Source organism: Methylococcus capsulatus str. Texas = ATCC 19069 (assembly GCF_000424685.1).
In the GTDB taxonomy this organism is placed as follows: domain Bacteria; phylum Pseudomonadota; class Gammaproteobacteria; order Methylococcales; family Methylococcaceae; genus Methylococcus; species Methylococcus capsulatus.
The window spans coordinates 1-19278 of record NZ_AUKJ01000005.1; the positions used below are offsets into that span (position 1 = coordinate 1).

Genomic DNA, 19278 nt, shown 5'->3' on the forward strand with positions numbered 1-19278 from the left:
GGCGTCGTGCCGGGAATTGGGGATCAGCACGGCGACGTTTTACAAGTGGCGAGCGAAGCATGGCGGCCTGGACGTGTCGATGATGGCCCGGATGAAGGAACTGGAAGCCGAGAATGCCCGGCTGAAGAAGATGTACGCGGACGAGCGCCTGAAGGCCGACATTCTTCAGGAGGCGATTTCAAAAAAGTGGTGAGGCCATCTCACCTCCGTGAGATGGCCAAGCGTGCTGTCAGCGGGCACAGGGTGTCAATCCGCCTTGCCTGCGCGACATTTCAGGTCAGCGGAACCTGTTATCGGTACAGCGCCAAGCGCAATGCCGAGAACGAAGAAATCGCCGACTGGCTGCTGCGGCTGACGGATAATCACCGCAACTGGGGATTCGGGCTGTGCTTCCTGTATTTGCGCAACGTGAAAGGATTCGGATGGAACCACAAACGGGTGTACCGGATATGCCGCGAACTGGAACTGAATCTTCGCATCGAGCCGAGGAAACGGCTGAAACGGGACAAGCCTGAACCGCTCACGGTGCCGGACACGGATCAACCAAGTCTGGTCGATGGACTTCATGCATGATCAGCGTGCAGATGGAAGGAAGTTCAGGTTGTTCAATGTGATCGATGACTTCAACCGCGCGTCGCTAGGGATGGAGGTGGACTTCTCGCTGCCGTCCGAGCGCGTCATCCGCGCCCTGGAGCAAGTGATGGAATGGCGGGGGCGACCACGGGTGATCCGCTGCGACAACGGGCCGGAGAATATCAGTGCGAAGGTCCAGGCCTGGGCGGCACGGCAAGGCATCCGGATTGAATACATCCAGCCGGGCAAACCGCAGCAGAACGCGTATGTGGAGCGATTCAACCGCACGGTGCGCCATGAATGGCTGTCGCAGTATGACTGGGAGTCACTGGATGAAGTGCAGGCATTCGCAACACGCTGGATGTGGACGTACAATCACGAACGCCCAAACATGGCCTTGGGCGGCATCACGCCAAAACAGCGGTTGGCCAGGGCCGCATAGCTCTACTTCTGATCTCCCCTAATTCCGGGAGGATTACCTTGGAAAACTTATCGCACTGTCGGCGGGGCATAAAAAGATTATTCTGTATTCCGCTCCTGGTAAGGAACCTTTTTATCGCAGCCTGGGCTTCAAACGCATGACGACAGCAATGGCCATTTTCGAAAATCAGTCACAGGCTCTCGGATGGGGTTTGGTCAACGAAACCTAACATCCATCAGGCGGAGCGCTGGGCGAACGCGCTCCGCTCCTTATTGTGAGATGTCATGCTGTCTGTCACTAAGCGTAAATAAATGAATGCCGCATCGCTCGTCATTCCGGCATGGACTCACGGCTGGCCATCCTGCCTGCCGCCCTTCGGGGAAATGCAAATCCGCTCCCGGCGGATTTGTGCCGGAATCGAGAAGCCAGGGATGGCAAGGCTGATACATCCATGTAACCTGGATCTCGACACTCGTCAGAGCGCGTAGCGAATCCATGCCGAGGTGACGCATGACTTTTCTTTCTTAACGCTTAGTATGAGCTTGAGGATTTTTCGGCCATCCCGTTTGTTGGCGCCTTTTGTCTCGGCGTTTTGGGATTATGAGGATTTGCTGGGCGGCGATAACCTCGCGCTCTCTATTCTTCCGGATACCGCAACCTATTTGTGCTTTTTGTACGGCGATTTGCTCACTACGAAGCACAAGGGGCAAACTTATACGACACGTAGCGGACTCGCCGGTTTCCAGAGCTTTCGAAGCGACCTTGGTGCGTCAGGTAAGGTATCTGGGGTTTCGGCGCGGCTGACTCCTTGGGGGTTGAATGTGTTCTGCCGGGGTGTTGCGAGAGATTGCGCGGAAAGGCGGGTCGATTGCCGGGATATTTTTCCTAAATATTCGATAGAGGAAATCGAGGACCAGTTGGCTTTCAAGACGGCGGCGAGTGAACGCGTTCAATGCGTCGAGCAGTTCCTGCTCTCCCGTTTGAATGTCGGTAATGATGACGTGCTGGTTCAAACCGCATGCAAGGCGCTCGATGAATCCGGCGGAAGCTGTCGTATTTCTATGGTTGCCCGTACCCTGGGCTTGAGTGAGCGCACGCTCGAACGGCGGTTTCAGGCTCATATCGGCGCTACGCCTAAGAAATACGCCCGCATAGTCCGTCTGCGGAGCGCGATATTACAGACCGGAAAATATTCGAGTTGGGCCGATCTCGCGTACGCGGCAGGCTACTACGATCAAAGCCATATGATTCACGAGTTCCGGGAGTTTTACGGGATGCCGCCAGAGTCCATTTATCCTCAAGTGAAGGCGTCCGGGACTATACGATGCTCCGGATTGCTGAATTTAAATGTGGCCGGATATCACAGCGATTAGCCGGTTTTCCCATAAAAGTTATTTCCAGACGCAGTCCATGCGTCTTCTCGCCGGTCGGCGGATTGGCGCCGCGATGCGCGTCGCGCCGTTCTGCTCTGTCGGATTTTTCCAATACGGGTTCCAGGCGGTGCTGAGACAGTGTGCAGGGCGGGCCATAGGCGATCGGGATTCGACGGAGTCGGCGCCGCCAGTGCAATCGTTGTGTTGTCCAAATTGATCGAGGAGATATCTGTGCTTACCAAGCAACCCATTGCAAAAAAACTGAACGTATCCGCGGATGTGGTCTGGAAAGTGGTCCGAAACATAGGGCGGCTCGATGTCTGGTTTCCGATCATCGAGACGTGCAGGGTGGAGGGCGAGGGAGCCGGTGCATTGCGGTACATGACCGTGGCGGGCGGCGGTGAGATCAGGGACACCATTGAAGAGATCGACGATGTCACCATGAGGCTGACCTATCTCCGGCCCTTGTCTCCGTTTCCCGTCACCTACTACAAAGGCACGGTGGAAGTATTCAAGTCTTACGATGGCTTAGCGATCGTGGTTTGGACCATCGATTTCGAGTCGGAGCCGGAGGATGTCGCATCGGTGGCGGAACTGGTGCGCAGCGCCATAAGCGACGGCATCGATGGCATGGAAAGGGATCTGCGCGGCGCGTAACGACAAATACTCAGAGCACCAGGCGGTCCAGCGTCAGTTCGTAGCCGGGCACGAATACGGCCATGAAATAGTCGACTTCCGGCAACTCCAGTTGCCGGATTTTTTCCCGGATTTCTTGTTCCGCGTTGACGAATTCGGTGTTGCCGGCCCGCCGTTCGGCGCCGCATTTCAGGTAGGCGGCGATGCGGTCGGCGGCTTTGATGAGGACACGGAACTCTTCCGGGATGGCTTCGGGCAGCAGTATCCGGGCGAACGCCGGTTTCAGTGTTTCCGGCAGCAGGGCCAGCAGTTCCTGCGAGGCTTTTTGCTCCAGATCCTTGTAGGCGTCGCGGATGGCGGGGGAGTGGTATTTGATCGGGGTGGGCAGGTCGCCGGTGATGGCTTCGCTCACGTCGTGGTAAAGCGCGGCGGCTGCGACCCGGTCGGCGTCGATGGGCCGGTGGAAGATTTCGCTGCGGATCACCGCCAGGGCGTGGGCGATGACGGCCACTTCCCAGCCGTGCTCCATGACGTTTTCTTCGTAGGCGTTGCGCATGAGGCCCCAGCGCTTGATCCAGCGCAGGCGGCCCAGGTGGGCGAAAAACGGGCTTTGCTTCATGGGGTTGCGGGTTCCATGGGGTCGTGAAGGAGGTCCGACGAAGTATCGGCGGCGGTCTGGCGGGAGATCGCGGCATGCAGAAAAATGCGCGGGCCGGTATGATCTTTGGCCTATGTTGCTCGTACCCTTCCAGATCGGCGGTGAGCATTATGCACTGCCCGCCGCCGATGTCTTCACGGTGACGCAGGTGCCCAGACTGCGTCCGCTGCCGCAGGCGCCGGCCTGGGTGGCGGGGGTGTTCCGTTATCGCGGTGCCGTTTTGCCGGCGGTCGATCTGACCCAGCTGATCGCGGGGCGGCCCTCCCGCCGCCTCCTCAGCACGCGTCTGCTTTTGGTCGGACATGCCAGAGGCGGGGAGGTCGGGCCCGCACTGGGCCTGCTGGCCGAGCGGGTGACCGGTACCGAGACAGTCGATCGGGACGCGCTCCGCGAGACCGGCGTCGGCATACCCGGCGCCGAGTGGCTGGGCGAGGTGGCGGGACTGGAGCAGGCTCTGCTGCAGCTTATCCGCTGGCAGCCGCTGGCGACGGAGGAACTGGCCCGGTTGTGCGCCGAGGTGGAGCGGTGCGGCTGAATGGCGACGTCGGCTGGTTGTGGGACTGGCTGGCGGCGGCCGGGCTCGAGCCGCGCGCCCTGGGCGAGGCCGCTGTCCTGTGCGCCCTGAAACGGCGGCTCGATGCCGCCGGCTGTACCGCCGCCGCCTACCCGGCGCGGCTGGCGGCGGATGCCGAGGAACGGGCACGTCTGCTGGATGCGGTCTTGGTGCCCGAGACCTGGTTTTTTCGGGAGCCGCCGGCTTTCGAAGCGCTGGCCGAGTCCGCCGCCCGGCACCGCCTGCAACGGCGAAGCGTGCCGTTCCATGTGCTCAGCCTGGGCTGTTCGACGGGCGAGGAGCCTTGGTCCATCGTCATCGCTTTGCGGGAGGTCGGGATGAGGAAGGGAGACTTCCGGGTCGAAGCCCTGGATATCAGCGCCAGGGCCATCGAGGCGGCCAGGGCGGGAATCTACGGCGGACGCTCGTTCCGGAGCCCAGGTGACGGCACCTGGCGCAGCCGCTATTTCGACGAACTCGGGGATGGTCGCTATCGAGTGAAGGACGGACTGCGGGGCGACGTCGAGTACCGGGTCGCCCATCTGGGTGACCCGGGCTGGGGTGGCGGCCGTCGCTACCAGGCGGTGTTTTGCCGCAACGTGCTCATCTATTTGAAGGCCGAGCTGAGGGCCCGGATCATGGACCAGTGTCGTGACGCGCTCGATCCGGGTGGACTGCTGGTGCTGGGGCACGCCGACGGCATCGGGGGGCTAGACCGGGGTTTCCGGCGCCACGGCGTGGCGGGGACATTTTCGTGGATACGGCAGGACGCGGCCGAAGCGGAGCCACCTCCCGCCCGTTCCTCCCGGCCGTTGGCCGCCAAGGCGGTCAGGCGCGATGCGCCGAGGGAAGCGAAGCCTTCGGGGCCGGATTTGCTCTCTGGTGGCAGGGAAACCGGGCGTGCCGCGCCGTTCGACGAGGGTGCGGTGCTGGGTACTGCGCGTGCCCTGGCGGACGGTGGGAACTACCAGGCGGCCGAGCGCCTCTGTCAGAGCCATCTGGCATCGCATCCCCATGATCCGGAGGTCCATGCCTTGCTCGGGATCGTCATGTCGGCCGCCAACCGGGATGACGAAGCGCTGAGATATTTCCGCCAGGCGCTTTATCTCGCTCCCTCGCACAATGAAAGCCTGTTGCACCTGGCCGCCCTTTACGAGCGGCGGGGGGATGAGGAGCGCGCCCGCCACTTCCGCAACCGCTCCGCCGCTGCCGAGGGTGAGCCATGACGGAGGCCGGAATCCAGGAGGGACAATGCTGGAACCGGATCGGCATCTATGGCAGCCGCGCATGCTCCCGCCTCACCGAGGTGATCCACTGCCGCAGTTGCGACGTTTATCAGGTTGCGGGCCGGGCGTTGTTCGACCGTCCGCCCGGCGAGGACAGCATCGATCGCTGGACCGAGCAGCTCTCGGCCGTGCCGGACGACGACGCCGCGGAACGGACGCCGCTGGTGGTCTTCCGGTTGGGGGAGGAATGGTTCGCCCTGCCGGCGGAGTGGGTGCGGGAGGGCGCCGCGCCGGGCCCTTGGCGGCGCGTTCCGCATCGCAGCGGGACGGAATTTCTGGGCATCATGAGCGTGCGCGGAGAACTGATTCCGTATTTTTCCCTCGCCGCCGTCCTGGGTATCGAAAGCGAAGCCGATTCCGCTGCCGAACGGGTTCTTGTCTGCGGTGGAGAGGGGCACCGGCTGGTATTCCCGGTCGGCGCCATCCTGGGTTTGAGGCGTCTGGTCCTGGACGAGACGAGCCGGCCGCCGGCGACGGTCGGTAAGGCTGCCGACGCTTACACCCGCTGGCTGGTCAGGCATGCCGTGGGCAGCATAGCGGTGCTGGATGCCGAACGTCTGTCCAGTGCGCTGGAGGCCCTGCTGCGATGAGCGATTTCGCCTTGTTGGATTTGTTCCGGGAGGAAGTCGAGGCCCATACCGGCGTCCTGACCGCCGGCCTGATCGCGCTGGAAACAGGGCCGGCCGACTCCGGGCGGATCGAACCGCTCATGCGAGCGGCCCATTCGCTCAAGGGAGCGGCGCGGGTCCTGGGGCTGGATGCGGCGGTCGGTATCGCCCACGCCATGGAGGACGCCCTGCTGGCGGCCAAGGAAGGCAGGCTGGCGCTGACGCCGGCGCGGGTGGACGTCCTGCTCGAGGGCGTCGACTGGATCGTCGTCCTGGCGCAGGTGGATGAGCCGGACTTGCCGGCCTGGCTGGCAACGCAGGCGGACGCAGCGGAGAATCTGGAACGCCGCCTACGGCATCTCGACCAGGTGGCGGCCACGGCCGCCAGCAATTCCGCCACGGCGGCTGCGACGCCAGTTCCGGAGCCGACCGCCGAGTCGAAGGGCGGTGGAGCCGAAGCTGCCCTGTCCGATGCCGAAACAGAGGCTGCGGCGGTGCCCGCGCCGGGACCGGAAGCCGCGGCTGCCGCGGCGCCGGACCGCGCCGTCAAGATCAGTGCCGAGGTACTCAACCGCATCATCAGCTTGGCCTCCGAATCACTGGTTGATGCCCACCGCATGGAGGACACCCTCGCCGGCCTGGAGGCCACCCGCCGGGGACTGGACCGGCTGGCGGCCGTGCTGACCAAGGAGGAACCGAGCGGCGGCGCGCTCCGGCTACTGGAAGAGATACGCGGCAGACTGGGGCGAACCCTCGAGGCGCTGGATGCCCATCTGCGCCGCGCGGCGTCGACCGCCGAATCCCAGTTCAGGGAGGTGGTGGCCGGCCGGATGCGTCCTTTCGAGGAGGGGGCGCGTTCGTTTCCCCGCCAGGTACGCGATCTGGCCAGGGAACTCGGCAAGCAGGTGCATTTCGAGATCGGCGGCGGCGCCACTCTGGTCGACCGCGACATTCTCGCCAAGCTCGAGGCTCCGCTCGGTCACCTGCTCCGTAACGCGCTGGATCACGGTCTGGAACAGCCGGAAGAACGGCGGGCGGCGGGGAAGCCGGAACGCGGCAGCCTGCGTCTGGAAGCGCGTCATCACGCGGGCCTTTTGCTGATCACTGTGAGCGACGACGGCCGCGGCGTGGACCGCGAGCGGCTCCGGCGGAAGATCGTCGAACGCAATCTGACGACGGCGGCGCTGGCGATGCAGATGACCGACACGGAGCTGTTCGACTTTCTGTTTCTGCCCGGACTGTCGACGCGCGACGTAACCAGCCGGGTGTCGGGTCGCGGCGTGGGGCTGGACGTCGTGCAGTCCATGGTGCATGCCGAAGGCGGCTCGGTGTCGGTCGAGTCGCGCTCCGGTCGCGGCACGGTGTTCCGGCTCCAGCTTCCGGTGACCCGCTCGGTGGTCCGTGCCCTGCTTGTTCGGCTCGGCGGCGAACCCTACGCCTTTCCGCTGGCGCGCATCGGCCGGCTGGTGGTGCTGGACCCGGCCGAACTCAAGGCCATCGAGGGCCGAAGCTATTTCATCGCCGATGGCGCGAACATTGCCCTCGTCGCCGCCCGCGAGCTGCTCGGAATGGATCCGCCGGATGCGGTGGCGGATCGCGTCCCTGCCGTGGTTCTGACGAACCAGGGAGAGTCCTATGCCATCGAGGTCGACGGCTTTCTCGGGGAGTCCGAGCTGGTGGTCCGGCCCATGGACGCCCGATTCGGCAAAGTGCCGCACGTCAGTGCCGTTTCGGTCGCGGAAGACGGCATGCCGGTCCTGATTCTCGACGTGGATGACTTGTTCCGCTCCATCGCCTCGATGCTGTCGGGCGGTCTGGCAGTCGGGCGGCGGAACCGGGCGGCGCCGGAACGTCGGCGGGTCCGCAGGATCCTGGTGGTCGACGATTCCATCACCGTACGTGAACTGGAACGGCGGCTGCTCGAAAATCACGGCTACGAGGTGGACGTGGCGGTCGACGGCATGGAGGGCTGGAACGCGCTGGCGCCGGGCCGCTATGATCTGGTCGTGAGCGACATCGACATGCCCCGCATGAACGGCATCGAGCTGGTGCGGCGAATACGGGCCGATGCTCGTTTCGAGCGGCTGCCCGTGATGATCGTTTCGTACAAGGACAGGGAGGAAGACCGGATGGCGGGATTGGAGGCGGGCGCGGACCATTACCTCGCCAAAAGCGGATTCCGCGATGACACGCTGATCCGGGCAGTGCAGGAACTGATCGGGGAGGCCACGGTTTGAGGATCGCAATCGTCAACGCCGACCGCCAGGCCATCGAAATCCTGCGCGGCGTGATAGAAGGGGAGGCGGGCCTGGATGTCTGCTGGACCGCCCGTGATGGAAAGGAGGCCGTGGCCCGCTGTGCCGCCGATCGGCCGGATTTGATCCTGATGGCGATGCATCTGCCGGCGATGGACGGTGTCGAGGCCACGCGTCACATCATGGGCACGATGCCCTGTCCCATCCTGGTGGTCACGGCGACCATCGCCGGCGCCTTCAGCCGCGTCTACGAAGCCATGGCGGCCGGCGCCTTGGATGCGGTCGAGACGCCGCGAAGGGTGGGTGACGGCGAGGAGATTGCTGGTGCCGGCGAGCTGTTACGCAAGATAGCGACGCTGGGTGCATTGATGGCCGCGCCGCTTCAAGGGGCATCCGCGGGAAAGCCAGCGCCTCGCTCGCTTCATCCGTCGCACGGCGGGGCGGTGCCGGTGGTGGCAATCGGTTCCTCGACCGGCGGTCCTCATGCGCTCGGCGTCGTCCTCTCCGGGCTTCCGGCCGATTTTCCCGCTGCCGTGCTGGTGGTGCAGCATCTGGACGCGCGTTTCGCCGACAATCTGGCGCATTGGCTGTCGCGCCAGACGCCGCTGGATATCCGGCTGCTGGAACGGCCGGAGCGGATCAGGTCGGCCACGGTCTACCTTGCCGCCCGTGAGGCACACATGGTTCTGGACGGCCGGATGCGGCTCCACTACGTCGAGGCCGGGGACGGGACCAACCACTGCCCGTCGGTGGACCGGCTGTTCGAAAGCCTCGCCATTCTCCCCGGACTGACCGGGTGCGGGGTTCTGTTGACGGGAATGGGCCGGGATGGGGCGGCGGGTCTGCTGGCCATGCGGCGCGCGGGTCTGATGACGGTCGCACAGGACGAGGATACCAGCGTCATCTGGGGCATGCCGGGGGCCGCGGTCCGGCAGCAGGCGGCCAGCGCCGTGCTGCCGTTGGACCGGATCGCGCCCGCCGTCGTGCGGTACATACGTTCTTTGCCGGATCCGGCACGCGTTTCCCGGGGAGCTTCTGATGCGTGAAGAGAACAGGGCGGCGTCGCTCGCGGTCGCCCACCCCATCGTCGTGCTGCTGATCGACGATCAGAGGATCATCGGCGAAGCGGTCCGCCGTCTGCTGAAAGACGAAACGGACATCGAGTTCCATTTCCTGAGCGATCCGACTCAGGCGCTGGCGGAAGCGGAGCGGGTCCGGCCCACACTCATCCTCCAGGACCTGGTGATGCCGGATGTGGACGGCCTCGATCTGGTGGTGCGGTTCCGGGAGCATCCGGTTTCCCGCAACGTCCCGCTGATCGTGCTGTCGAGCAAGGAGGAGCCGGCGGTGAAAGCAGAAGCCTTCGCGCGTGGCGCGAATGACTATCTGGTCAAACTTCCCGACCGCGTCGAGCTGATAGCCCGCCTGCGTTATCACTCCAACGCCTACATCGCCCAGCTGCAGCGTGACGAAGCCTATGGGGCGCTGGCAGCGGACCTGCACGAGGCCGCGAGCTACGTGCGTTCACAGTTGCCAGCGCCGATTGCATCGGGTCCCATCCGCAGTGCCTGGGAGTTCGTGCCTTCCGCCACGCTGGGAGGGGACTCCTTCGGTTACTTCGACGTCGATCCCGGCCATTTCGCGTTTTTCCTGCTCGACGTTTGCGGCCACGGCGTGGGGCCCGCCCTGCTCTCGGTGTCCGCCATGGCGGCCATCAGCCGGCGTACGCTGCCGGAAGTGGATTTCCTGGACCCGACGTCCGTGCTCGGCGCGCTCAACGAAGCCTTCGCCATGGAAAAGCACAATCTGCTGTATTTCACGCTCTGGTACGGGGTGTTCGAACGGGCGACCCGCACGGTGCGCTATGCCAGCGCAGGGCATCCCCCGGCGATCGTTGTCGCCGCAGGCAGTGCGCCCGCGGAGCTGCGTCAGCAGGCCATGCCCATCGGTGTCATGAGTGATGCCGTCTTTGCTTCGGCAGAATTCCGCTTGCCGCCGGCTTCTGCTGTTTATCTGTTCAGCGATGGGATTTACGAGGTCACGCGTCCCGGCGGTAACGAGTTCACCTTCGGCGAATTCGTGGACCAGCTGGCGTCGGTTGCTTCGGCCGGCGGCGGGCCACGGGAGCTTCTGGCGGCGATGCGGGATGTGCAGGACTGCGCCGAGTTCGAAGACGACGTTTCCGTCCTGGAATTGAAGTTCGATTGATCCCGAGGGCTCCGGAGCTGGATCGGCGGGGGCGGTGTCGACGTTGCAGCGGCCTCCATTCAATCGGCTCTGGCCAAAGGCCCCCGCTGGCTGGCGATGCTGGGATTAGGAGAAGCGAAGTCCTTGAGGAAAATCGCCGCGCGGGAAGGAATCGACAACGGCTGTGTGAGCCGGATGGTCAACCTGACGACGCTGGTGCCCGATATCGTGGTGGCCGTCCTGGAAGACGCATTGTCGAACTCCATCACATTGTTCGATCTGGCGATGTCGATCCGCCGGCACCATCTGTGGCTGGCCGATCCGCTGGCGCTCTATGGCGTCGAGAACGCCAGGCTTGATCTTTTTGAAATACATCTCCGACGCCTTCGAGGCCAGGCATGCCGCGCTCATGAGGGAAGACCCGGCCGCCGCCGAGGACCGCGACGAATATCTCGCCGACAACGTGTTCTGGGTGCCCAAGGAGGCCCGTTGGTCGCATCTGCAGGCCCATGCCAAGCAGCCCGAGATCGGCACCCTGATCGATGAGGCCATGCGCGCCATCGAGAAGGACAACGAATCCTTGAAAGGCGTGCTGCCCAAGGACTACGCCCGCCCCGCGCTCAACAAGGTGATGCTGGGCGAACTCATCGACCTCATCTCCGGCATTGCCTTGCTGAAACCCTCACCCCTAGCCCCTCTCCCTGAGGGAGAGGGTGGCCGAAGGCCGGGTGAGGGCAGGTCTTATGACATCCTCGGGCGCGTGTACGAATACTTCCTCGGCCAGTTCGCAGGGGCGGAAGGCAAGCGCGGCGGTGAGTTCTACACGCCGCGCTCGGTGGTGCGCGTGCTGGTGGAGATGCTGGAGCCGTATTCCGGCCGCGTCTACGACCCCTGCTGCGGCTCCGGCGGCATGTTCGTGCAGAGCGAAAAGTTCGTTGAGGAGCACGGCGGGCGCATCGGCGACATCGCCATCTACGGGCAGGAGAGCAACTACACCACCTGGCGGCTCGCCAAGATGAACCTTGCCGTGCGCGGGATTGACGCCGACATCCGCTGGAACAACGAGGGCAGCTTCCACAAGGACGAGCTGCGCGACCTCAAGGCCGACTTCATCCTCGCCAACCCGCCGTTCAACATCTCCGACTGGGGCGGCGAGCGCCTGCGCGAGGACGTGCGCTGGAAGTTCGGCGTGCCGCCTGTGGGCAATGCCAACTACGCCTGGCTGCAACACATCTACCACCACCTCGCCCCCAACGGCACCGCGGGCGTGGTGCTGGCCAATGGCTCGATGTCTTCGCAGCAATCTGGCGAGGGCGATATCCGCAAGGCGATGCTGGAGGCCGACGTGGTGGACTGCATGGTGGCGCTGCCCGGGCAGCTTTTCTACTCCACCCAGATTCCGGCCTGCCTGTGGTTCCTTGCCCGCGACAAGAGCGGAAAACACCCCTCTCCCTCCGGGAGAGGGGTTGGGGGTGAGGGTAGAGCGGGCCGCGACCGGCGCGGCCAAGTGCTGTTCATCGACGCCCGCAGGATGGGCGTGCTGGTGGACCGCACCCGGCGCGAACTCACCGATGAGGAGATCCAGAAGATCGCCAACACCTACCACGCCTGGCGTGGCACACTCCCCTCTTCCTCTGGGAGAGGGGGCGGGGGTGAGGGGGAGTACCGCGACATTCCCGGCTTCTGCAAAAGCGCCACGCTGGAGGAGATCCGCAAGCACGGCTACGTGCTCACGCCGGGGCGCTATGTCGGCGCGGCGGAACAAGAGGACGATGGCGAGCCGTTCGGGGAAAAGATGGCGCGGCTCTCTGCCCAGTGGCGCGAGCAACGGGCGGAAGCGGCGCGGCTGGATGCGGCGATCGAGGCCAACCTGAAGGCGCTGGGGTTTTGAGGTTGGTTATTTTTGTTTCGAGTCTTAAGTTAAAATAACTAGCACCGCTATTTTCACTGGCGCACACAGGGAGGCTCCTCATGCAACGTGGCTCGACCGGCACATGGCAGATGGTCAGCGCAGGCGGCGAAGCCGTGCGCGCCTTCGTCCCCGCCGCGCTGCCGCCCGTGCCGCCGCTCGACATGCCCGCCGCACGCCAGCAAAAGCTGGAACAGGCACTGCTGGCTCTGGGAAGGCTCGATGCCATCGCCGCGCTCCTGCCCGAGCCGGACATCTTCCTCTATGCCTACGTGCGGCGCGAGGCGGTGCTTTCCAGCCAGATCGAAGGCACGCAGTCCTCGTTGTCGGACCTTCTCATCTTCGAACTCGATGAGGCCCCCGGCGTGCCCTTCGACGACGTGGTGGAGGTCTCCAACTACGTCGCCGCGCTGGAACACGGCATGGCGCGTCTCAAGGAGGGCTTTCCGCTGTGCAACCGGCTCATCCGCGAGCTGCACGCCAAACTGCTCGCCCGCGGCCGCGGCGCCGGCAAGGCGCCGGGGGAATTCCGCGCCACGCAGAACTGGATCGGCGGCACCCGCCCCGGCAACGCCATCTTCGTGCCGCCCCCGCCGCAGGAGGTCGAACCCTGCATGGGCGAGCTGGAGCGCTTCCTGCACGACGCCGACAGCCCCGGCGCGCTCGTCAAGGCGGCGCTGGCCCACGTGCAGTTCGAGACCATCCACCCCTTCCTCGACGGCAACGGCCGCGTCGGGCGCTTGCTCATCGCCTTCATCCTCCATCACGAAGGCGTGCTGCGCCAGCCGCTGCTCTACCTCTCGCTCTACTTCAAGCAGCACCGCGGCGAGTACTACCGCCTGCTCGATACTGTGCGCCAGACCGGCGACTGGGAGGCGTGGCTCGACTTCTTCCTCGAAGGCGTGGCCGCCACCGCCCAGGACGCGGTGGACACCGCCCACCGCCTGCTCGCCCTGTTTGCCGCCGACCGTGAACGGCTGCTTAAGCTGGGGCGCGCCGCGCCCAACGCCCTGCGCGTCTTTGACGTGCTGCGCCACCGCCCGGTGGTCAACATCAAGCTCTTGGCCGAACGGGCCGGGGTGAGCTTCGCCACCGCCGCGCGCATGGTCGAGGCGCTGCAAAAGCTGGGCATCGTGCGCGAAGTGACCGGCCGCGCCCGCGAGCGGGTGTTCGTCTATGGCGGCTATCTCGATCTGTTGGCGCTGGTGGGGGCGGGGGAATGAAAAAGTCGGCAGAGCTTGGGCGGCGAGCTCTGCAGTATGGAGCAGTGATTGAGCTCAATTTGAAGGAGCTGGGTTATGGCGGGTCAATGGCGTACAGCTTTGCTTGGTGAATTAACCGTTAACCATGATGGGAAGCGTAAGCCGGTAAAAGAATCACAAAGACGCCTTGGGCCTTATCCGTACTATGGGGCTTGGGGGTTGTTGACTACGTGGATGATTACCTGTTCGATGGCGATTACTTGCTGATTGCTGAGGACGGCGAGAACTTGCGTACTCGACAAACCCCTATCGCTTTCATGGCGCGAGGAAAATCGTGGGTAATAATCACGCGCATGTTGTAACTGGTAACGACAAGGCGGATACCAGATTCTTAATGTACGCCATTCAGGGAACTGACATCAGCGCCTATCTTACGGGTGCCGTGATGCCGAAGCTAACGCAAGGTAATCTCGGCAAGATTGAATTGAATTGCCCGCCGTTCGAAGAACAACGCGCCATCGCCCACATCCTCGGCACGCTGGACGACAAGATCGAACTTTTACGCCGCCAGAACGAAACGCTGGAGGCGATGGCCCGCGCCTTGTTCCGAGCGTGGTTCGTGGACTTCGAGCCGGTACGCGCCAAGATGAATCTCCCCTCTCCCTTTGGGAGAGGGGCAGGGGGTGAGGGCAAAAAGCCCAAACTTCCCGCCGACATCCTTGACTTCGCACGCGAGCTGCGCCACCGCATGACCGATGCCGAAGCGCTGCTGTGGCGCCTGCTACGCAACCGTCAGCTTGCGGGCGTGAAGTTTCGCCGTCAGCATCCCTTTCCGCCGTATGTGCTCGACTTCTATTGCCACGATCACAAGCTGGTCGTGGAGATCGACGGAGGGCAGCACAACGAAGAGGCCGGGCAGCGGCACGACGCTCGCCGGGATGCCTTCTAGCCGAGCATGGCCTGCGCGTCTTGCGTTTTTGGAATCACGATGTCTTGCAGCAAACCGAGGCGGTGCTGGAGGCGATTTTTCAGGCGATCGTGGAGCAACGTTCGCCTTCTTCGCCCTCACCCCCGGCCCCTCTCCCAGAGGGAGAGGGGGAGCTTTGGGGCACGCTCGATGCGGACGGGGTATGGCATTGGCCGCAACATATCCTCGACCTCTTCCCCGACCGCCTCGTCGAATCCGAATTGGGGGAGATTCCGGAGGGGTGGCGTCATTCGACGATTGGCGAAGAAGTGACGGTCTGTGTCGGATCGACACCCAGCACCAAGGAACCGGAGTTTTGGGAAGGTGGGCAACACTGCTGGGCAACGCCTAAAGACCTGTCCGCCCTGAAGTTTCCCGTTTTGCTAGACACAGATCGAAAAATTACGGATGCCGGTCTTGCAAAGATCAGTTCAGGCCTTCTGCCCGTCGGCACTGTGTTGCTCTCGTCACGCGCCCCCATCGGTTATTTGGCGATTGCCGAAGTGCCGACAGCGATCAACCAGGGCTTCATCGCGATGAAATGTGATGGCACCCTGCCGAACGTCTTCGTGCTGTTGTGGTGCAAGGAAAATATGGATGCGATTGTCGGTAACGCCAACGGCTTGACGTTTCTTGAGATCAGCAAAAGCAACTTCCGGCCTCTTCGGATTGTGGTTCTTTCCGACCAGGTGCTGACAAATTTCACGAAGATGGTTGGCCCCCTTTATCGACAGCTGGTGGAAAACGAACGCGAATCCCGCACCCTCGCCCACCTCCGCGACACCCTGCTGCCCAAGCTCATCTTCGGCAAGCTGCGCGTGAAGGATGCCGAGGATTTTGTTACGGAGCGTGGGCTGTGAGCAACGAACGCTACCCGCAGGATTTGGCCGTTTCGCTTCAAGACTTTGAGGCGTCAGGTTGGAAAGACGCGATTGCCCCAGCCACCCGAGAAGGCTACTCGGCGATGTGGCTGGCACTGTCGAGTGCCGCACGCACAGCCATAGAGCAAGGTCGTGTTGCGCACGGCAAGGTCCTATGGCTGCTTGCCGATGCCTGTTCGATGATGCTCGTACCATCAAGTACGAACGAACCCTTCAAGCCCTTTGCTGTTTTCCATGACCGGCGGTCAGTCATACCGGATGATCTGCTCGATACCGACATTGCGTTCTTTGCCGAAATCGTCGATGCGGTCGACGACAACTGGCTGAAGGCACGGCTCAGCGACTTGCTCTGGTTGAAGGGCGAGCCTCGCAACACTGCATTCGCCCTGAAAGCCATTGACGCTTACCGCCGCCTTCCACTCGACGCAGATACCTGGGTACACGGAGGCTGCGAATGCTGGTCACGTGCGATTAGTCTGGCACGGATGCTCAAGACGGCGGCCGGAGATAGGCTTCAGCAAATGGAGGCCTCCATAGTTACTGCGTTTAACGCAGCCAAGCGGGACGACGGATTCCTCGGACTTTGGCTGGCCGACCTTCTGAAATCGAATGGTTTGGGGCGAGATCACCGAGTGGGTGTGGCGAGAAAGCTAGAAGCGCTAGCCCGAGAATTTGATGGTGCCGGTGATCTGCACAGGGCGCGGGAGTATTTTTCTTCGGCTGCCGAATGGTACAGGACCATTCCTGACGCGGCTAAAGCGGCAGAAATGACGGTTGCGGTAGCCGAAGGCTGGGTCAAGGAAGCGGTTGCACAAACCGCATCAGAGAGCCCCAGTCACATGGTGGCTGCGAGCTTATTTGAAAACGCCATCCAGACGTATCGAACAGTACCCAGAGCCGAGCGCTCCACGCATCAAGTCGATGCAAGGATTGCTGAACTGCGTGATCACTTGAACGATTCTGGCGAGCGAGCTCTGGGAGAGATGGTGCTTATTCAGACGCCAGGCGTCGATATTACTCAACTCATCGAGAGCGCCAGGAAGTCCGTCACCGGTAAATCGGCGCAACTCGCCTTGCTGGCATTTGCGAACCTGCATCGCGGAGCCAATACGGAAGAACTCCGAAAAAACGCGATTGAAAGGATGCGTCGGTACCCCTTGCAATCGCTTTTTGCTGCGATGGGGATGAGCCGTGATGGCCGGGTAATTGCGAAGTGCCCGCCGATGAGCTTGGGCGCAGCGCTGACGGCAGACGATGAAATTGCGATCCGCGCTGAGATGATCCGTGACTACGGCATCCTGGTTAGCATTGTGGTGCAAGGTGATATTTTGCCAGCCTTGGAAGTGCTCCTGCTTGAGCATAGGTTACGGGAAATCGATTTCATTGCATTGGCAAGAAGTTCCCCCATCGTACCCAAAGATCGGGCGGGCCTTTTCGGCAAAGCGCTGTTTGCCGGTTATGAACGTGATTTCGTTACCGCACTGCATTTACTGATTCCACAGATCGAGCATTTGGTGCGGGTGCATCTCAAGCAGGCGGGTGCCAGGACTACGAACATTGACAAGAACGGCATCCAGAATGAAAACGGGATGAGCACCTTGCTCGAATTGCCGGAGGCCGTGCAGGTGTTTGGCAAGGATCTGACTTTCGAACTCAAATCGCTGTTCTGCGATGCCTTCGGCCCCAATTTGCGCAACGAGTTGGCCCATGGACTGCTTGACGAGGATGGATGTAACTCGCCCTTCGCGATCTATGCGTGGTGGTTGGCATTGCAGCTCATTTTCAATACATGGTGGAACTCCGCGAACCCTGCCGCTGGACAGCAGAAAGTCAATGACGGGCAAATCCCTCCTGCTGAGCCCGTCGAAGAACAAGGAGAACCGTAATGGCGTTTCTGTCGGAGGCCGAAGTCGAAAGCGCCCTCTTGGATCAGCTGCACGCGCTCGGGTACTGCATCGAACGCGAGGAGGACAGGAGCAACTAAATGCAGCCGTTTTCCATCACACTGGTTGCCACCACCGGTGACCCCGAAGGGAATTCGGCAGGTCGCCAAATCGAACCGGTCGGGCTCCGGCGTCGTCTTCACCAAGGGGTTGTTCCATCGGTTGAAGCAGGAGACGGCCTTCTCGAGCAGCTCGGAAAGCTGCATCCTGTCTTCGGTCATCGAGTACTCCTCGGTGGTGAGGTTTGAGGGTCGGAACTCCTGCCTCACCGGAGTCTTCGATGACCTTCCCGTCGCCGCCGTCGAGGAGATCCCCCGCGGCGCCTTCTCGGCAAAACCCCCGCAGCCTCGACTCTTGTACACCGCTTTCGGGAACACATCCCGCTTGAAGTACGAAACTCCAGCGCAGGCGTGAAGTATGGCCGCCGCGGCGAAGCGTGAATCGTTCGGAGACTTCAACGTCTCGATTTCGGCGCCGAACCCCTCTACACTTCGGGACCGGGCCGACCGGCTGCGCGGGTGCGTTTGCCGCCCGCCCCCGGCATTGCGCCACCGACGAATTTTCATCGAGGAGGGAGTCCCAGGATGTCGAAACTGCCGAAGCTGAGCCTGGCCGCCTTGCTGCTGTTCTTTGCCCTGGCCGGCAGGACCGAGCAATTGCGGATGGTGGCGGACGAGTGGCCACCCTATGTCGATCCGACCGCCGCGGGGGGAGGTCTGGCCATCGACCTGGTGTCCGCGGTGTTTTCCCGCGCCGGCTACACCACCCAGCTCACCGTGGACGACTGGTCACGCGATTTGGAAGGTGCCAACATCGGCGTCTACGACGTGGTCGCGAACATCTGGTACACCGACGAACGTGCCCGGTATCTCGACTACAGCGATCCTTACCTCGTCAACGATGTCCGCTTCGTCAAGCGCAAATGGACCGACATCGAATTCGAGGACTACGGCGACATCCGGGGCCTGCGGATCGGCATGGTGAAGAACTACGGCTACCCTTCGGGTTTTCTCCGCGCCGGTGGGCTGCTGAAGATCGCCAACGATACCCTGGTCGAGGCCCTGACCGAACTGGTGGAGGGCCAATGCGATCTGGTGATCGACGACAAGCACGTACTGGAATACACGGCGAAGAGATACCTGCCCGAGAGCGAGAGCCGCCTGGAATTCCTGCCGCGGCCGGTCGGCCTGGAGCAGCTGCACATCGCCGTCAGCCGCGCCAACCCCAATCACGCCCGGATCGTCGACGACTTCAACCGGGCGCTCAAGGCGATGAAGAATGACGGCAGCTACGGCCGGATTCTGGATGCCCACAACTACAGGCCCTAGCCCCCGCTCCCAACCGTGAGCAGCGGCAGGAGATCGGGTTCGATGCTTTCCGGCGTGGCGGTCGGGGCGTAGCGTTTCACGACCTCGCCGTTGCGGCCGACGAGGAACTTGGTGAAATTCCACTTGATGGCTTCGCTGCCGAGCAGTCCCGGCTGCGCGGATTTGAGATAGGCATAGAGGGGGTGAGTATGCTCGCCGTTCACCTCGATCTTGGCGAACAGCGGGAAGCTCACTTCGTACCGGCTCGAACAGAACCGCCTGATTTCCGTTTCGCTGCCGGGTTCCTGGCCGCCGAACTGGTTGCAGGGAAAGCCGAGGATCACCAGGCCGGCGTCACGATGGCGCCGGTACAGCGCCTCCAGGCCGGCGTACTGCGGAGTGAAGCCGCAGCGGCTGGCGACGTTGACGATCAGAAGGACCTTCCCGCGGTAGCCGTCCAGGCGAACGGTTTCGCCCTCCAGGGTGCGGACTTCGAATTCGTAGATGTTCATGTCTTTG

Annotated in this window: 16 protein-coding genes and 2 pseudogenes; 15 read left to right on the forward strand and 3 right to left on the reverse strand. The window is 62.8% G+C overall.

Going from position 1 to position 19278, the window contains the following annotated elements:
• The 3 genes and pseudogenes from H156_RS15585 to H156_RS0100830 form a co-directional block, all read left to right on the forward strand.
• A pseudogene (locus tag H156_RS15585) lies at window positions 1–1015 on the forward strand (IS3 family transposase); the annotation flags it as partial.
• 515 nt (window positions 1016–1530) lie between these two features.
• Complete coding sequence (locus H156_RS0100825) at window positions 1531–2367, forward strand: helix-turn-helix transcriptional regulator (protein WP_282213541.1); 837 nt, start codon at window positions 1531–1533, stop codon at window positions 2365–2367.
• Between the two features lie 201 nt (window positions 2368–2568).
• Window positions 2569–3024, forward strand: coding sequence for an SRPBCC family protein (locus H156_RS0100830; RefSeq protein WP_017364106.1), 456 nt, complete (start codon window positions 2569–2571; stop codon window positions 3022–3024).
• A gap of 10 nt (window positions 3025–3034) precedes the next feature.
• Here the strand turns inward: H156_RS0100830 and yfbR are convergent, their stop codons facing one another.
• A complete protein-coding gene (gene yfbR, locus H156_RS0100835; protein WP_010960150.1) occupies window positions 3035–3622 on the reverse strand; it encodes a 5'-deoxynucleotidase in 588 nt (195 codons plus the stop codon).
• A 112-nt stretch (window positions 3623–3734) separates the two neighbouring features.
• On the opposite strand from yfbR, the gene H156_RS0100840 reads away from it, so the two are divergent.
• From H156_RS0100840 to H156_RS0100865, 6 genes are read left to right on the forward strand one after another with little or no spacing between them, the layout of a single operon-like run.
• Complete coding sequence (locus H156_RS0100840; protein WP_017364105.1) at window positions 3735–4196, forward strand: chemotaxis protein CheW; 462 nt, start codon at window positions 3735–3737, stop codon at window positions 4194–4196.
• On the forward strand, window positions 4187–5440 hold the full coding sequence (locus tag H156_RS0100845) for a CheR family methyltransferase (protein ID WP_026597555.1): 1254 nt from the start codon (window positions 4187–4189) through the stop codon (window positions 5438–5440). Before H156_RS0100840 ends, H156_RS0100845 begins: the two co-directional genes overlap by 10 nt.
• On the forward strand, window positions 5437–6090 hold the full coding sequence (locus H156_RS0100850) for a chemotaxis protein CheW (RefSeq protein WP_017364830.1): 654 nt from the start codon (window positions 5437–5439) through the stop codon (window positions 6088–6090). Before H156_RS0100845 ends, H156_RS0100850 begins: the two co-directional genes overlap by 4 nt.
• Entirely contained in the window at window positions 6087–8345 is a 2259-nt protein-coding gene (locus tag H156_RS0100855) for a hybrid sensor histidine kinase/response regulator (RefSeq protein ID WP_017364831.1), read from the forward strand. Before H156_RS0100850 ends, H156_RS0100855 begins: the two co-directional genes overlap by 4 nt.
• On the forward strand, window positions 8342–9409 hold the full coding sequence (gene cheB, locus H156_RS0100860; protein WP_017364832.1) for a chemotaxis response regulator protein-glutamate methylesterase: 1068 nt from the start codon (window positions 8342–8344) through the stop codon (window positions 9407–9409). The genes H156_RS0100855 and cheB overlap by 4 nt, the downstream gene beginning before the upstream one ends.
• Window positions 9402–10571, forward strand: coding sequence for a SpoIIE family protein phosphatase (locus H156_RS0100865; protein ID WP_017364833.1), 1170 nt, complete (start codon window positions 9402–9404; stop codon window positions 10569–10571). Before cheB ends, H156_RS0100865 begins: the two co-directional genes overlap by 8 nt.
• 105 nt (window positions 10572–10676) lie before the next feature.
• On the opposite strand, the gene H156_RS17180 is transcribed toward H156_RS0100865, so the two are convergent.
• Window positions 10677–10925: a hypothetical protein gene (locus H156_RS17180; RefSeq protein ID WP_162136871.1), complete on the reverse strand. Its 249-nt coding sequence runs from the start codon at window positions 10923–10925 to the stop codon at window positions 10677–10679.
• Between H156_RS17180 and H156_RS0100875 the strand changes: the two genes are divergently transcribed.
• The 6 genes and pseudogenes from H156_RS0100875 (at window position 10915) to H156_RS0100915 (ending at window position 18780) form a co-directional block, all read left to right on the forward strand.
• A complete protein-coding gene (locus H156_RS0100875) occupies window positions 10915–12441 on the forward strand; it encodes a class I SAM-dependent DNA methyltransferase (protein ID WP_238536825.1) in 1527 nt (508 codons plus the stop codon). The two genes, H156_RS17180 and H156_RS0100875, sit on opposite strands and share 11 nt — an antisense overlap.
• Window positions 12442–12521: 80 nt before the next feature.
• Window positions 12522–13682 carry a Fic family protein gene (locus H156_RS0100880; RefSeq protein ID WP_017364836.1) on the forward strand — a complete coding sequence of 387 codons (1161 nt, stop codon included), beginning with the start codon at window positions 12522–12524 and terminating at the stop codon, window positions 13680–13682.
• 313 nt (window positions 13683–13995) lie between these two features.
• Window positions 13996–14639: pseudogene (locus H156_RS17410) on the forward strand (DUF559 domain-containing protein); the annotation flags it as partial.
• Window positions 14640–14654: 15 nt separating this feature from the next.
• Window positions 14655–15488, forward strand: coding sequence for a restriction endonuclease subunit S (locus H156_RS16550; protein ID WP_238536831.1), 834 nt, complete (start codon window positions 14655–14657; stop codon window positions 15486–15488).
• Window positions 15485–17395: a DUF4209 domain-containing protein gene (locus tag H156_RS0100900; RefSeq protein ID WP_017364837.1), complete on the forward strand. Its 1911-nt coding sequence runs from the start codon at window positions 15485–15487 to the stop codon at window positions 17393–17395. Before H156_RS16550 ends, H156_RS0100900 begins: the two co-directional genes overlap by 4 nt.
• 641 nt (window positions 17396–18036) lie before the next feature.
• On the forward strand, window positions 18037–18780 hold the full coding sequence (locus H156_RS0100915) for a substrate-binding periplasmic protein (RefSeq protein ID WP_017364840.1): 744 nt from the start codon (window positions 18037–18039) through the stop codon (window positions 18778–18780).
• Here the strand turns inward: H156_RS0100915 and H156_RS0100920 are convergent.
• Window positions 18777–19271: a glutathione peroxidase gene (locus H156_RS0100920; RefSeq protein WP_026045874.1), complete on the reverse strand. Its 495-nt coding sequence runs from the start codon at window positions 19269–19271 to the stop codon at window positions 18777–18779. The two genes, H156_RS0100915 and H156_RS0100920, sit on opposite strands and share 4 nt — an antisense overlap.
• Between the last annotated feature and the right edge of the window lie 7 nt (window positions 19272–19278).